Source organism: Rhizobium yanglingense, from assembly GCF_977109285.1.
In genome coordinates, this window is record NZ_CDSAWY010000004.1 from 914853 (window position 1) to 929584 (window position 14732).

The following is a 14732-nucleotide window of genomic DNA, read 5'->3' on the forward strand; positions in this document are numbered from 1 at the left end:
CCATGCTCTGCTCCTCGGCAGACGGCGGATCGGCGGCCATTGGACCATTTGCTGCAGACAGCGAAAGGACCGCCACTGCGGTGAAAGTAAAGCTTCGCAGCAGATTCAAAACAACCCCTCGATATAACCCTGCTCATTCAGGAATATCCGCTCGGCCGATGGCGATTTCGGTAACCCCGGCATTGTCATGATTTCGCCTGTGATGACGACGACGAACCCGGCGCCTGCCGAAAGCCGAACTTCGCGCACCGGCACGATATGGCCCTCGGGCGCGCCGCGAAGGTTCGGATCTGTCGAAAAGGAATACTGCGTCTTCGCCATGCAGACAGGCAGGTTGCCGTAGCCTTGCTCCTCCCAGACGATGAGCTGATCGCGAACCGCCTTGTCCGCCGTCACTTCGCCGGCGTGATAAGATCTTAGAAGCAACGATTTCGATCTTTTCGAACAGCGGCACGCTGTCGGCATAAAGCGGCTCGAATCTCGCCTGGCCGGATTCCGCCAGTTCCACCACCTTGTAGGCGAGATCCTCGATGCCGGCCGAGCCTTCCGCCCAGTGGCGGCAGAGGATCGCTTCGGCGCCGTGGCGAGAAACGTATTCCTGGACGGCGGCGATTTCCTTATCCGTGTCCGAAACGAAATGGTTGATCGCGACCACCACCGGAACGCCGAATTTCCTCACATTCGCGAGATGCCGCCCGAGGTTCGAACAACCCTTGACGAGTGCCATGACGTTTTCTGCCGCCAGATCCTCCTTCTTCACGCCGCCGTTCATCTTCAGCGCGCGCACCGTGGCAACGATCACCGCCGCATCGGGCTTCAGCCCCGCCTTGCGGCACTTGATGTCGAAAAATTTCTCTGCGCCAAGATCGGCCCCGAACCCCGCCTCGGTCACGACATAATCGCCGAGCTTCAGCGCCGTCTTCGTCGCAATCACCGAGTTGCAGCCATGGGCGATATTCGCGAACGGTCCGCCATGGACGAAAGCCGGATTGTTCTCCAGCGTCTGGACAAGGTTCGGCTGCATCGCGTCTTTCAGGAGCACCGCCATTGCACCGTCCGCCTTCAGATCGCGGGCATAGACTGGCGTCTTGTCGCGGCGATAGCCGATGATGATGTTGCCTAGGCGGGCTTCCAGATCCTTGAGGTCTGTCGCCAGGCAGAGGATCGCCATGACTTCCGAAGCGACGGTGATGTCAAAGCCGTTCTGGCGCGGAAAGCCGTTGGCAACGCCGCCAAGCGAAGACACCATTTCGCGCAGGGCCCGGTCGTTCATGTCCATCACGCGGCGCCAGGTCACGCGGCGCAGGTCGATGTCCAGCTCGTTGCCCCAGTAGATATGGTTGTCGATCATCGCGGCGAGCAGGTTGTGCGCGGCGGTGACCGCATGGAAATCGCCGGTGAAATGCAGGTTGATGTCTTCCATTGGGATGACCTGCGCATAGCCGCCGCCGGCAGCACCACCCTTGACGCCGAAGCATGGCCCGAGTGACGCTTCGCGGATGCATACGACGGCTTTCTTGCCGATCCGGTTGAGGCCGTCGCCGAGGCCGACGGTGGTCGTCGTCTTGCCCTCGCCCGCCGGTGTCGGGTTGATGGCGGTGACCAGAATCAGCCTGCCGTCCTTCTTCCCCGCCTGCGCGGCGATGAACTCCGCGCGGACCTTGGCTTTATCGTGACCATAAGGCGCGAGATGTTCTGCCGGGATGCCGAGCGTCGCGCCGATCTCGAAAATGGGCTTCTTCTTTGCCGCACGCGCAATTTCGATGTCGGATTTGATGGCCACGCTGGTCTCCCCGGGAGCTTATGCTTCTGCCCCCGGAACATGCCGCGATCCCCGCGCCGGAAACAAGACCCCGGGCGCCGCTTTTTCACTGCCTCCACCACAATCGTAAGTCACCCATGGATGCAACTTTCGAGAGCGCAATTCTTTCAAACTTACGTTAAAAGGTGCGGATGCTTTCGCCAAGGCAAAACGGAAAAGGGTTGTAAGTCTCGTCATCTGCTGCGACGGCACCTGGAACAGGCCGGACGCCACGGAAAACGGCGTGCCAAACCCAAACCCACACTTATGCAGTAAGAGAACAAGCAAAGTCGGCCGGACTGCTACCTGTATAATATTAAACACAACCAGAGAGCGTGGCAGTGTGATTAATTTTTAACAGTATGATTTAATCAGCGTATCCCAAGTCAATTAGGGCTAGCGCGACCGCCAATTAGCGTATTTGATAGCTTAAACATGAAGGCAAGGCGGGGCCCATTATGTCTTACATGACTACCTCCGAAAGGCAGTCACTTTTATCGGCAGAATTGGCATCGGCGCGAACGCGCGCTCTTTTTGTCCAGGCCTTGCACAGGATTGCAGATGCCTTTGGGTTTGCCCATTGTACGCTGATGAATAAGCCGTCCGCGGAAGACCTTTTTCTCAAACCGCTAGTAATCGAAAGCTCGCTGACGGGCACGTATCTGAGAGAATTCGACCGCGCTCATAAATTGCGCGCTTTTCCTTTCGACAGTACTCGGAGAGTCCGTCGCCCGCAAAAATGGAATATCTTCCCGACCCCCCAACCTCTGAGATGTTTCGTTGCGAACTTCGCAGCCTGATGCTGCAGCACAAAATGCCGGTCAGCGTCGTCTTGCCGGTCAATGGGGCAGACGGCAAACGGCTGGTTTTCTGGTTCGCAGGCGACCGCGCGCCGCTCAGCCAGAGCGAGATGAACGAACTCACGGTAATCGTGCTTCACGCCTTCGACGCCTACAGTGCGGTCAAGCGCAACGAAGACAGCACCTATCACGCGCTTTCCGCCCGCGAGCTCGAAGTCGTTCGCTGGACCGCCCAGGGCAAGACCTCCGTGGAAATCGGCCAGATCCTCGCCCTCTCCGATCATACCGTGAACGCCTACATGACGAACGCCATCAAAAAACTTGATTGCGTGAACCGCACACAGTTGGTTGCAAAGGCTATCCGATTGAAGCTCATCACCTGAGAAGCGATAAGAGAGACAGCGCGTAAACCTCACATAGGAGGGAACGCGCCTCTTCGCTTCGAGCAGCCGGGACTCCGATAAGAAAGAGCAGTCGAGCGACCATATCGGCATCAGCGATGCTGAAAGCGTTCGATTTGTTTGCGCCCGGCCTCTTCCGGTTACTGGCGCGTGGACATCGAGACAGGGCATTTCTTCGGCACTGAAGACGTCCATGCCGTCTTCGACCTGCCATACACGCCTGGCGTCGAAAATCTTGTCGAAATTCGTCGCACCGCTTCGCATTGCGCGAAATCGAAGACAATTCGCCTCGGCCATGACGATCAGCGGTCGAGGACGGAACGCATCTCCACGAGGTTAGACCGGACCCGTAGGATGTAGAAGCCCATTGTCGCCAGATGGCTCGGCATGATCCAGCCGTCCTCGCGGCCATTAGAAATGATCGCCGGCTGGATGCGCAGGGCCGCTTGAAACTGCTTTGTCGTGCCGCTCCAAATGGCGCCAAGATTGCGCTCGGCCACCACCTGCGAAAAATCCGACTGTGCTGCCGAAAGGATGGCGTAGTAGGCATAGAGCTGCCCGTAGGCGAACCAGAAGCGGTCATCAGCACGCGTGTCGAACCAGCCGCGATTGTGATTTTCCGAGCGCTCCGCCAGCATGTCGGACGTGCCGCCGAGATCGTTCGCAATGCGGTCGATGAACTGGATGAGGTTGTCCGCACGGCCGTCAAAAACAGCGTTGCAACTGGCAAGGTCGGCATTGAACTTGCGCAGGCTGCCGATGGCCGAACGATAGTAGCTCGGCGTCGGCGTCTTCGGCCCGAACGGATCGAGCCCGAAATACCAGCTGTATTCGTCGAATTGCAGATTGCCGCGGGCGTTCTGGAGATCGTTGTTGATGCCGGAGGTGCCGCGCACGCGCCCGAGCGTATCGACAAGCTCGGCCGATGTCCGCCTCGCGCGCCTGATTGACTCCGCGCTGGAAGGACGCCTTGTTGTCGAGGAACGGCGTATGATCCCAGTCGATGCCGAAAAGCCCGAGCCGGTAGAGCAGCATGGACGATATCCATGCGTTCTGGTTGACGTTGAAGTCGGTCAGATCGGCAGCGACATCGACGATCGCAGAACGCTGGCAGGTCTTGGCCGCAGGTGCTGCACCGCCGGCAACCGGCAGTTCCTGGCCGGCCGGAACCTTGCGCTCCGAAAGACGGTACTGGTCGACGAAGGACGGATTGAAATTCGACCAGACCTGCGTCTGCCAGAAGAAGTACGCGTAAAGGACGGCAAGCAGCGCCGCGAGCGCAATGATGGGAATTCGGATCATCCACGTCCGGCGCTGGTACCAGCCATGAGCGGCAAGGAAGGGCCAGAACGCCCAGGCGGCAAGGAGGCCGAACCAGCGGGCGATCGTGCGGCCGATCAGCCTGAAGAAACCGGCGATCCGGTCGAGCATGCCCTTCTCCTAGCAGAACGTCAGAAATTTCTGCTTTCACATATGTGTTTGCTCGATCGAGCACAACATGAAGGAGGAAGATTTTTAACGGATCGCGCAGGCCAGAAAGAACAGGGACCGCGATTATCGCCTTTAAGACGTCATCAAGAGCGCAGGAAGCGCAGTCTGAACCTCGAAGGCTTTTGCGTCAGGTCGACGATCGGGGCATCGGCCGCGTCGTGGCTTTCGACAAAAGCCGCGAACTTCCGGGCGAAGGCCGCATCTGCCGCCGCCTTGCGCAGTCCGATTTCCTGCGGAGCAAGCATGCCTTTTTCGAAGAGCGAGATCGGCCCGGCGATATGCGGAAACAGCTCTTGCGTTATCTTTCGTTTCGAACCCGGAGCGTCGGCATCCACCTGCGCCTGATAGATGATCAGCCGCTCTTCCGTATCGATCGAAAGCTTGCGGGCCAAGGCGTTGCAAAGACCGATCTGGCTGTGTCAACCCGTCGACAAGCGCCTCGAACATTGTAATGAAGCGTTCGCGGCGCTGGCTTTCGTGGCGCGTCGTCTGCTCTTCTTCGGCGATCTTGTCAGCCTGCGCCTTGAGCGCGCGCCGCTCCTCCTCCATTCGCTCCCATTCGGTCTTGCCGCCGTAAAGGCCGATGCGCCCCTGCGTCGTCAGTGCTTTTGCGTTCAGCTCCTTCATGCGCAGCCGCGCAATATCGTTGGCATCGACAAGGAGCCGGCGCTGCCCGACAATCGTGACAACGCCGCGCTCAGCCGCCTTGTGGCAGGCGAGCGCGAATTCGCGGTGGCTGCCGACCAATCCCGCAATAGCGTTCGATTTCGACAGCAGGTCGAGCAGCCGCTCGATCACGGGGGCCGCGCGCACGCGCTGACTGTGGAGGTGCCACATGCGCTGCCTCGAAAACCAGCCGGTCAGCCTCTCGCGCGCGGTCAGGCCGCGGAAACTGTCCAGATCCGCCGAAACCTCCGCCGTCATGCGGTCGAGGCCGGCCACCATTTCGCCAAGCAGCCCATCGAACTCCAGGCGCGCTGTGGCAAAAGCCTGGAACCGGTCGCGCTGCGCCAGAAACGCCTCGTCGTCAGATTGCGCTCCGTTGCGCGCAAAGTCCTCGATGAAGGCAGCGCACGCGGCTGCGTCGGCGCGCAGGGTCGAGCAAGCGCATCGGCTGCTTCAAATAGACTGTCGAACGAGGGAGCTTTGCGCACCGGCTTCTCCAGAGAATCTTCCGAGCCTAGCCTAGCCGCTCGGAGGCCGAAGCTCAAACCGCCTCGGCGCGCCATTCGCCGTTCATTGCATCGTCCCGATGCCTGCGGCAGAGCGATACATATTTCTCGTTGCCGCCGACTTCGATCTGCGCGCCCTCGCGCGCAACCTCGCCGTCAGCACCGAGCCGCACGACCATCGTAGCCTTGCGGCCGCAATGGCAGATGGTGCGCACCTCGCGCATCTCGTCTGGCAATGCGCCAGCAACTCCTCGGAAGCCGGAAACAGCTTGCCCTGGAAGTCGGTGCGAAGCCCGTAGACCATGACCGGATATGTTCAGCCGATCTACCACGCGGGCGAGTTGCCAGACATGCTCGCGCGTCATGGAAATTCGCTTCGTCGACGAAGATGCAGCGCGATCGGACCGCCCTTACCGCTCAATTCTTTGATGAGCCCGGAAAAGATCGGTATGCCCCTCGAAAGCGATCAGCGCTCGCTGTCCAGCCCGATGCGCGAACCGATGATACCCTTGCCGGTGCGCTCGTCGAAGGCCGCGATCAAAAGCACGGTGCGCATGCCGCGTTCCTGGTAATTATAGGACGCCTGCAGCAGCATGGTCGATTTGCCGGCGTTCATGGTAGAGTAGTTGAAATAGAGTTTTCCATCGTTTTCTCCGCATCTTGCTTCTTGAAAGCTCGAATCGGCAAAGAAAAGACCGCAGAATCGATAATCACAGGAAATCCGGAGGCAAAAATCGTAAAATGCCCGGGGAACCGGCCGTGTCATGAAAAATGCGACGCGTCGCATTCGGGGTACCCAATGCGGCGCAAACACACTGAGGTCGCTTGTAAATGTCGGCTATTGATGCTTGGCTTGGGAACCAAAGACTGGGAGTCTAAAATGAAAACAACAAGCGCATTCAAACTGACCACCGCCGCTGCAGTTGCCGCACTTTCCATCGCAACCGCATCATTTGCCGCAGAACCCGAAAGTTGCTCGACCGTCCGTTTCTCGGACGTAGGCTGGACGGACATTACCGCAACCACCGCCGCCGCCGCGGTCGTCCTGAAGAGCCTCGGCTACGAGCCGGACGTCAAGGTCCTCTCCGTACCGGTCACCTATCAGTCGCTGAAGAACAAGGACATCGATGTGTTCCTCGGCAACTGGATGCCGGCACAACAGAAGGACGTCCAACCTTATCTGGACGACAAGTCGGTTGAATCCATCGGAGCCAATCTCGAAGGTGCCAAGTACACGCTTGCCACCAACGCCAAGGGCGCCGAACTGGGCATCAAGGACTTCAGCGACATCGGCAAGCACAAGGACGCCCTTGACGGCAAGATCTACGGGATCGAACCGGGCAACGACGGCAACCGCCTTGTCATGACCCTGATCGAGAAGAACGAGATGGGAATGGGCGGACTTGAAGTCGTCGAGTCCTCCGAACAGGGTATGCTGGCGCAGGTTGCCCGTGCCGAAAAGGACGGTAAGCCGGTCGTATTCCTCGGTTGGGCACCTCATCCGATGAACGAGACTCTTCAAGATGACCTACCTCACGGGTGGCGACACCACCTTCGGCCCCAACTTCGGCGGCGCAACGGTCTACACCAACACCCGCGCAGGCTTCGTCACCGAATGCCCGAACGTCGGCAAGTTCGTGTCCAACTTGAAGTTTAGCTTGGAGATGGAAAACCAGATCATGGGCAAGATCCTCAATGATGGTGAGGATCCGCAGGTCGCGGCGACCGAATGGCTGAAGGCAAATCCGACGGCAGTCGAGCCATGGCTCGCAGGCGTCACGACCAAGGACGGCAAGGACGCCGCCGCGGCCGTCAAGTCGGGCCTCGGCCTCTGAACCTGATGAACGGGGCGGCCCACGCGCCGCCCCTTTGTTTCATCCTGATCTCTGCTCTTTCGGATAGGCGCGCTCCTTGAACTGGATCACCGATTACAAAATCCCTATTGGCCCCGTCGCCAAATCCACCGTCGACTGGCTGACGTCGAGCGGTGAATGGTTTTTCGACAGGCTAGCCTTCGCTCTCTCGCACGTGATCGGCGCATTGCTCTTCATCCTGCAGGCGCCACATCCGCTGATCGTGCTCCTCGCCATCACGGCGATTGCCTATTGGCTCCGTCGCTCGATCGGCGTTGCGGTCTTCACCTTGCTCGGTTTGCTGCTGATCATGAACCAGGGCTACTGGAAGGAGACGACGGAAACGCTGGCGCTCGTTCTCGCCTCCACATTCGTCAGCATGGCGATTGGCATTCCGCTCGGCATTGCCGGGGCAAGACGCGCCTGGGTCTTCTCCATCATGCGTCCCGTGCTCGACCTGATGCAGACGATCCCGACATTCGTCTACCTGATCCCCGCACTCATACTCTTCGGCCTCGGCATGGTGCCAGGCCTGATCGCAACCGTGATCTTTGCCATCCCTGCGCCAATCCGTCTGACCCGCCTCGGCATCATCTCGACACCGCCCTCCCTCGTCGAGGCAGCCGAGTCATTTGGCGCAACCCCGACGCAGGTGCTGCGCAAGGTCGAGCTGCCCTTCGCGATGCCGCAGATCATGGCCGGCCTCACGCAGACGATCATGCTGTCGCTATCGATGGTGGTCATCGCTGCGCTCGTCGGCGCCGATGGCCTCGGAAAGCCCGTCGTTCGCGCACTGAACACGGTGAATGTCTCCATGGGCTTCCAGGCCGGTCTCTGTATCGTCATCTTGGCGATCATTCTCGACCGCATGTTCCGCACGGCAGGCGAAGGAGACGGCGCATGACCTCGGTCCGCTTCGACAATGTCAGCATCATCTTCGGCGATAAGCCGCAAACGGCCCTCTCTCTCGTCGATCAGGGAAAGACCCGCGACGAGATCGGCGCCGCAACCGGTCTCGTTCTCGGCGTCGCCGATGCCTCGCTCACGATCGAGGAAGGCGAAATCCTCGTGCTTATGGGCCTTTCCGGCTCAGGCAAATCGACGCTGCTGCGCGCCGTCAACGGCCTCGCTCCCGTCGTGCGCGGCAAGGTTTCAGTTTCCTCGGCAACCGGCCCAGTAGATCCCTATGCATGCACCCCGAAGGCGCTGCGCGATCTGCGGATGCACACCGTCTCCATGGTGTTTCAGCAGTTCGCATTGCTGCCCTGGCGTACGGTTGCGGAAAATGTCGGCTTCGGCCTCGAACTTGCCGGGATGCCGGACGGCGAGCGCAAGAAACGGGTCGAGGAGCAGCTTGAGCTCGTCAACCTCACGAAGTGGGCGGACCGCAAGGTGAACGAGCTCTCCGGCGGCATGCAGCAGCGCGTCGGCCTCGCCCGCGCCTTTGCGACCGGCGCGCCGATCCTGCTCATGGACGAGCCGTTCTCCGCGCTCGACCCGCTGATCCGCACCCGCCTGCAGGACGAGCTTCTCGAATTCCAGCGGCGCTTGAAGAAGACGATCCTCTTCGTCAGCCACGATCTCGACGAGGCCTTCCGCATCGGCAACCGCATCGCCATCATGGAGGGCGGGCGCATCATCCAGTGCGGCACGCCGCAGGATATCGTCAAAAACCCTGCCGATCAGTATGTCGCCGATTTCGTCCAGCACATGAATCCGATCAGCATGCTGACGGCGCAAGATGTGATGCAACCGGGCCTTGGCCATGCGGCGGGGGCGAGCGTCAGCGCCACGGCGCGCGCCCAAACGCCGCTCGTCGATATTCTCGACGCGCTCGCCCGCCAGCCGGGCAGCATCGGGGTCGTCGAGAACGGCGCCATCATCGGCACGATTTCGGCTCAGGATGTCGTTGCCGGCCTGACCCAGCACCGGCGCAAAGAACAGGCTTGATCCGGCCGTCTGCTTCCGTCAAGAAAGTGGACATGAAAGATCAGGCTTCCGTACTCAGGGAAACGGACGAAGAAGCGCGCAAGCTCGCGCGCGTTCTTTTGCGTTCCGCCCGCTATGGTGCTCTTGCCGTGCTCGACCCCGCGACCGGCTTTCCGTTTGCGAGCCGCGTTCTGCTCGGCACTGATATCGACGGCGTGCCTGTCATCCTCGTTTCGGCGCTGTCAACGCATACTAAAGCGCTGGAGGCCGACCCGCGCGCGTCCCTCTTGACCGGCGAACCCGGCAGGGGCGATCCCCTTGCGCATCCGCGGCTCACCACCCAATGCATTGCCGAACCGGTCGAGCTGGGAAGCGCCGTTCACCAGCGCATCCGCACCCGTTTCCTCGACCGGCATGCGAAGGCGAAGCTCTATATCGACTTCCCGGACTTCCGCTTCTTCCGTCTCGTTCCGCAGTCGGCAAGCCTCAATGGCGGCTTCGGCCGCGCCTATCTTCTGGAAGGTGCCGACCTCATCGATCTCTCGCCCGCGAACGAGGCCGTTGCCGCGCAGGCAGCGCAGACAGTGCGAGATTTAGTAGAGGAGCATGCCGACCTGTCCGCAGCGCTTGCGAAGCTTTTTAAGGCACCGGGGGATGGGGGATGGCGCATATGTGGAGTGGATTGCGCAGGGTTCGACGCTATTTCCGGCGATTTGCTCAACCGTTGCGAATTTGAGTCACCCATCGAGAATGCGACGGACATTAAGTCACACATATCTAAAATAGCATACTCGCTACGTGAAATTTAGGTGTATACGATCTTCCGGACCAGTTGCTACGTTTTGAACGTCCGCCAACCCCGTCTAACGCCCTGTGCCTATACGGATACATAGTTCGCTTAGGAAGATTGGAAATATGGAAACCACTGACCTTTCAGACCACTCTAACGTGGCGGCCGCCCTTTTATCAGCGATGGCGAACCCCAAGCGCCTCCTGATCCTCTGCAGTCTCGTCAAAGGCGAGGTTCCTGTCGGCGTCCTTGCGACCCAGGTTGGCCTCAGCCAGTCCGCGCTTTCGCAGCATCTGTCAAAGCTGCGGGCCCAGAAGCTGGTAAAGACCCGCCGTGACGCGCAGACCATCTATTACTCGAGCAATTCGGAACCGGTGATGAAGATCCTGGCAACGCTCGAGGACATTTATGTCAGTCCAGGGCCGCAGCAGATCTGCAGCATAATACGCAGACATCATGTTTGCTAAAAAGCCGTGCTGCCAAAGGGATGTTTCCGGAATGGCACGGTGAGCAGTATTTCAGCACGATAGTATAACTTTGGCCGGCAAATCTCTCGACTTGCCGGTTTTGTCATTTGCGGGAAAGCTGCGGCATTCCATACGCCAATGGCCGGAACGCGCCATCGATTGCGTCCATGGCTTGACGCCCCAAGAAGCGCTGATAATTTGACCGGACAGTAAAAATATGGGCGCAAAGCCCCGGGGACGGCCCCGCGACGGCCAGGAGAACAGCATGTCCAATCGCCTCAACGCACCGAACGATCTTCGCGCCTTCTGGATGCCCTTTACGGCAAACCGGCAATTCAAGAAGGAGCCGCGCCTGTTCGTCGGCGCCAAGGACATGTACTACACGACCCATGACGGCCGTCAGGTGCTTGACGGCACCGCCGGTCTCTGGTGCGTAAATGCCGGCCACTGCCGGCCGAAGATCACCGAGGCGATCCGCGAGCAGGCAGGCGAGCTCGATTATGCCCCGGCCTTCCAGCTCGGCCACCCGAAGGCCTTCGAGCTTGCGAACCGCCTCGTCGATATCGCGCCGGAAGGCATGGACCACGTCCTCTACACCAATTCCGGATCGGAGTCGGTGGAGACGGCGCTCAAGGTGGCGCTGGCCTACCATCGGGTGAAGGGCAACGGCTCCCGCTTCCGCCTGATCGGCCGCGAACGCGGCTATCACGGCGTCAATTTCGGCGGCATCTCGGTCGGCGGCATCGTCTCCAACCGCAAGATGTTCGGCACGCTTCTGACCGGCGTCGACCACATGCCGCATACGCATCAGCCGGGCAAGAACACCTTCACCCGCGGCGAGCCGGAACATGGCGGCGACATCGCAACCGAGCTGGAGCGCATCGTCACGCTGCATGACGCCTCCACGATCGCCGCTGTCATCGTCGAGCCGGTCGCGGGTTCCACGGGCGTATCTCATTCCTCCGAAGGGCTACCTGCAGAAGCTCCGCGAAATCTGCACCAAGCACGGCATCCTTTTGATCTTCGACGAAGTCATCACCGGCTTCGGCCGCCTCGGCGCCCCCTTCGCCGTGCAGTACTACGATGTGAAGCCCGATATCATCACCACCGCCAAGGGCCTCACCAACGGCGTCATCCCGATGGGCGCCGTCTTCGTCACCTCCGAGATTCACGACGCCTTCATGAACGGCCCGGAGCACATGATCGAGTTCTTCCACGGCTACACCTATTCGGGCAACCCTATCGCCGCCGCCGCCGCGCTTGCCACCCTCGACACCTACAAGGAAGAAGGCCTGCTCACCCGCGCTGGCGAACTCTCGGATTACTGGGCCGACGCCCTTCACTCGCTGAAGGACTGCCCGAACGTCATCGACATTCGCAACACCGGTCTGATCGGCGCGATCGAACTCGACCCGATCGCCGGCGAGCCCACCAAACGCGCCTTTACCGCCTTCCTGAGGGCCTATGAGAACGGCTTGCTGATCCGCACCACAGGCGACATCATCGCCCTTTCCCCGCCGCTCATCATCGAAAAGAAGCACATCGACGAGCTCTTCGGCAAACTGCGCGGGATTTTGCAAAACAACATTTGAGACCGGCGCAAGCGTCTGCCCTCACTTAGCCTCTCCCCCAAGTGGGGAGAGGGTTCGTGGTAACGAGGGGCTGATACTGCGATGAGAATAGTCCATGCAGATCTTCTCTACTGATCGCGACGATGTTCATGGCCACAGTCTCGTCGAAGCTGCCGGAAGGCTTTTCGACGGGAGGAACCCTATACGCGGATTGTCTGAGCTCTCGTGAATTCGTTAGGGGCTACGTAACGGGGTGGCTAGAGAAGTGGGGACGGGACGAATACCTTGCTCGCCGGAACCTCGAAACGCCGCCCTTTCGAGCTGACAGAATGGTCGATGGTGCATACTATGGCCAATCAGTTGGGATCAACTTTTGTCTTCCAAAAAATGTGTCTGCCAAAGAAGTATCGGACGATCTCTGCAGGTTTTTGAAGGCCAACCCCGCCGCCCATGATGCGACCGGGGATGATCTCATGATGGTTTGGATGAAAGGTCGCTTCGAATGTAACCGCAGATAGCCAGAGCGTTTGGAACCCGGAGCGTTGCCAAAGCGCGTTGGCCACCTAGCCGCCGTCCCGCCGAGTTAATACGGCCGTGTCGGCCATTGACGGTAGAGCTTCCGTCGTTGGTTTCAGGCATTCGCTCCATGGGACCACATCCAAGAGAGGCGGAGATTTCCTCGAAGACGGCGACCTCGATCGCGTTGCGGGTCGCCGCCCGCACACATTCCCGGCAGGAAAGACGAGTTCATTTCCAGCCGGAGGTTTCCATGCTCAAGTTCATGCTTTTAATCGCCTTGCTCGTCTCATTCTCCGCCCAGTCGGCATTCGCCGCGGTCGGGTTCCGCGAGATGACCTTGCCGGACAACCAGGGCCGCCACATGCATGTCAGCATCTGGTATCCGACGGCTACCGACCGGCAGCCGGTGCTGCTCGGCGAAACGCCTGCCTTCAGGGGCCAGCCTGTCGTCAAGGATGCCGAAGCCGTGACCGGCCCTCACCCGCTGGTGCTTCTTTCACACGGCTATGGCGGCAGTTGGCGCAACCTCGCCTGGCTCGCGAGCGAACTTGTCCGCAAAGGCTATGTCGTTGCAGCACCCGACCACCCCGGCACTACCAGCTTCGATATGCGGCCACCTGAAGCCGTATTCCTCTGGAAGCGCCCGCGCGATCTCAGCCGCGTTATCGACGCGTTGCTTTCCCGTCGGGAGCTGACCGGCGGCATTGCGAGCGACCGCATCGCTGCCATCGGTCATTCGCTCGGCGGATGGACGGTCATCGAACTTGCCGGCGGTCGCTTCGATGCCAAAGATGAAATGAAGAATTGCGTGACACAGTTCGGCTCTCTCTATTGCAAGATATTCAAGGCGTTGGGTGTCGGGCGGGACGCGGCCTCCACTTTAGCGATGGGTGCCGATCTCAGCGACCGACGGATCCGCGCGGTCGTCACGCTTGACCTCGGCCCAGGACGCGGCCTTGCGCCGCAAAGCCTCGCGTCCGTCCGCGTGCCCGCGCTCGTGTTCGGAGCGGCCGAAGATGTCGACAAGGAGACTGCCGCCAAAGCAGATATCGCCGCCACCAACAAGGACTCTGCCTATTTGGCCCAGTATCTGCCTTCTGCCACGACCTCTTATGCTCTCGTCCCCGGGTCCTTGCATTTCAGTTTCATGCAGCTCTTGCAAGCCGGCAGCGGCAGCGCTGGTACGAGGAGGAAGCTCCGGGCGGAAAAGAAGCATCGTCTGCAAGGATGGTCAGGGTGCCGATCGAAACGCCATTCATCGACAAGTTGCCGAATATGGTCGTCGCCTTCCTGCAAAGAGCCCTTCACAACGAGATAGATGGTGGAAAGCTTAAAAAAAAATCGCGATCGACGCCTGTTCCTTTCCGGATTTGCCGAAGACGGGCCTCGCTTTGTTATCTCCTTGCGTAATCGCAGCAAAATTCATAGAAAATCGAACTGCGTGGGCCGTTCCGAAGCCAAAAGTGGCCGGAAGGCGCGTTGACCGCACCGTAGCCGTCGTCTTTTGGCGCATCCCTTTGGGGTGTTGAACGAACGGGTTTCGTTGTCGCGGCGGTCGTCGCGGGCCAGAAGGCCCCGCCCAAGGAGAACGAAAAATGAGTCTCGAAGACTTTGACTGGCGCGACGCTTGTCGCATCGCTGGCCTTTGCGCCATTTGCCTATGCCGCGCATCACCATCGGCCTGATCGCACCGCTGACCGGGCCCGTTATTGCCGCCTATGGCGACCAGGTAAAGAACGGCGCGCAGACCGCCGTTGACGAGATCAACAAGAAAGGCGGCATCCTCGGCCAAAAGGTCGTCCTGAAGACTGCCGACGACGCGGGCGAGCCGGAGCGCAGGGCGTTTCCGCCGCGTAACCAGCTCGTCGGCGAAGGCATCCGCTTCGTCGTCGGTCCGGTCACCTCCGGCGTCGCCATCCCCGCTTCCGACGTGCTTGC

The 14732-nt window shown here is 60.0% G+C and carries 6 protein-coding genes and 9 pseudogenes; 11 read left to right on the forward strand and 4 right to left on the reverse strand.

The window, feature by feature from the left end:
- Positions 1 to 105: 105 nt before the first annotated feature.
- A pseudogene (locus tag ACW4PC_RS09565) lies at positions 106 to 1783 on the reverse strand (formate--tetrahydrofolate ligase).
- A 476-nt stretch (positions 1784 to 2259) separates the two neighbouring features.
- Between ACW4PC_RS09565 and ACW4PC_RS09570 the strand changes: the two are divergent.
- Positions 2260 to 2984, forward strand: a pseudogene (locus ACW4PC_RS09570) (response regulator transcription factor).
- 33 nt (positions 2985 to 3017) lie between these two features.
- Positions 3018 to 3248 (forward strand): annotated as a pseudogene (locus tag ACW4PC_RS09575) (diguanylate cyclase); the annotation flags it as partial.
- 56 nt (positions 3249 to 3304) lie between these two features.
- Here the strand turns inward: ACW4PC_RS09575 and ACW4PC_RS09580 are convergent.
- The 3 pseudogenes from ACW4PC_RS09580 to ACW4PC_RS09590 all read right to left on the reverse strand — a co-directional run bounded on the left by ACW4PC_RS09580 (position 3305) and on the right by ACW4PC_RS09590 (position 6281).
- A pseudogene (locus tag ACW4PC_RS09580) lies at positions 3305 to 4433 on the reverse strand (DUF2333 family protein).
- Between the two features lie 143 nt (positions 4434 to 4576).
- Positions 4577 to 5647 (reverse strand): annotated as a pseudogene (locus ACW4PC_RS09585) (hypothetical protein).
- A gap of 53 nt (positions 5648 to 5700) precedes the next feature.
- A pseudogene (locus tag ACW4PC_RS09590) lies at positions 5701 to 6281 on the reverse strand (thymidine kinase).
- Between the two features lie 264 nt (positions 6282 to 6545).
- On the opposite strand from ACW4PC_RS09590, the pseudogene ACW4PC_RS09595 reads away from it, so the two are divergent.
- The 9 genes and pseudogenes from ACW4PC_RS09595 to ACW4PC_RS09635 all read left to right on the forward strand — a co-directional run.
- A pseudogene (locus tag ACW4PC_RS09595) lies at positions 6546 to 7500 on the forward strand (choline ABC transporter substrate-binding protein).
- 76 nt (positions 7501 to 7576) lie between these two features.
- Positions 7577 to 8422, forward strand: coding sequence for a choline ABC transporter permease subunit (gene choW / locus ACW4PC_RS09600; protein WP_022714157.1), 846 nt, complete (start codon positions 7577 to 7579; stop codon positions 8420 to 8422).
- The gene (choV, locus tag ACW4PC_RS09605; protein WP_455873600.1) at positions 8419 to 9468 is read left to right on the forward strand and encodes a choline ABC transporter ATP-binding protein; all 1050 of its coding nucleotides are present in this window, start codon (positions 8419 to 8421) and stop codon (positions 9466 to 9468) included. Before choW ends, choV begins: the two co-directional genes overlap by 4 nt.
- Positions 9469 to 9500: 32 nt before the next feature.
- Positions 9501 to 10256 carry a HugZ family pyridoxamine 5'-phosphate oxidase gene (locus ACW4PC_RS09610; protein WP_455873601.1) on the forward strand — a complete coding sequence of 252 codons (756 nt, stop codon included), beginning with the start codon at positions 9501 to 9503 and terminating at the stop codon, positions 10254 to 10256.
- A gap of 106 nt (positions 10257 to 10362) precedes the next feature.
- Positions 10363 to 10704 carry an ArsR/SmtB family transcription factor gene (locus ACW4PC_RS09615; RefSeq protein WP_455873602.1) on the forward strand — a complete coding sequence of 114 codons (342 nt, stop codon included), beginning with the start codon at positions 10363 to 10365 and terminating at the stop codon, positions 10702 to 10704.
- A gap of 265 nt (positions 10705 to 10969) precedes the next feature.
- A pseudogene (locus tag ACW4PC_RS09620) lies at positions 10970 to 12296 on the forward strand (aminotransferase class III-fold pyridoxal phosphate-dependent enzyme).
- Between the two features lie 128 nt (positions 12297 to 12424).
- The gene (locus ACW4PC_RS09625) at positions 12425 to 12793 is read left to right on the forward strand and encodes a Rap1a/Tai family immunity protein (protein WP_455873603.1); all 369 of its coding nucleotides are present in this window, start codon (positions 12425 to 12427) and stop codon (positions 12791 to 12793) included.
- Positions 12794 to 12921: 128 nt separating this feature from the next.
- On the forward strand, positions 12922 to 14112 hold the full coding sequence (locus ACW4PC_RS09630; protein ID WP_455873604.1) for an alpha/beta hydrolase family protein: 1191 nt from the start codon (positions 12922 to 12924) through the stop codon (positions 14110 to 14112).
- Between the two features lie 293 nt (positions 14113 to 14405).
- Positions 14406 to 14732 (forward strand): annotated as a pseudogene (locus ACW4PC_RS09635) (ABC transporter substrate-binding protein); the annotation flags it as partial.

Coding starts and splice junctions, on each gene's coding strand:
- ACW4PC_RS09610 (WP_455873601.1), top strand. CDS start 9,501: ATGAAAGATCAGGCTTCCGTACTCAGGGAAACGGACGAAGAAGCGCGC.
- ACW4PC_RS09625 (WP_455873603.1), top strand. CDS start 12,425: ATGGCCACAGTCTCGTCGAAGCTGCCGGAAGGCTTTTCGACGGGAGGA.
- choV (WP_455873600.1), top strand. CDS start 8,419: ATGACCTCGGTCCGCTTCGACAATGTCAGCATCATCTTCGGCGATAAG.
- ACW4PC_RS09630 (WP_455873604.1), top strand. CDS start 12,922: ATGGGACCACATCCAAGAGAGGCGGAGATTTCCTCGAAGACGGCGACC.
- ACW4PC_RS09615 (WP_455873602.1), top strand. CDS start 10,363: ATGGAAACCACTGACCTTTCAGACCACTCTAACGTGGCGGCCGCCCTT.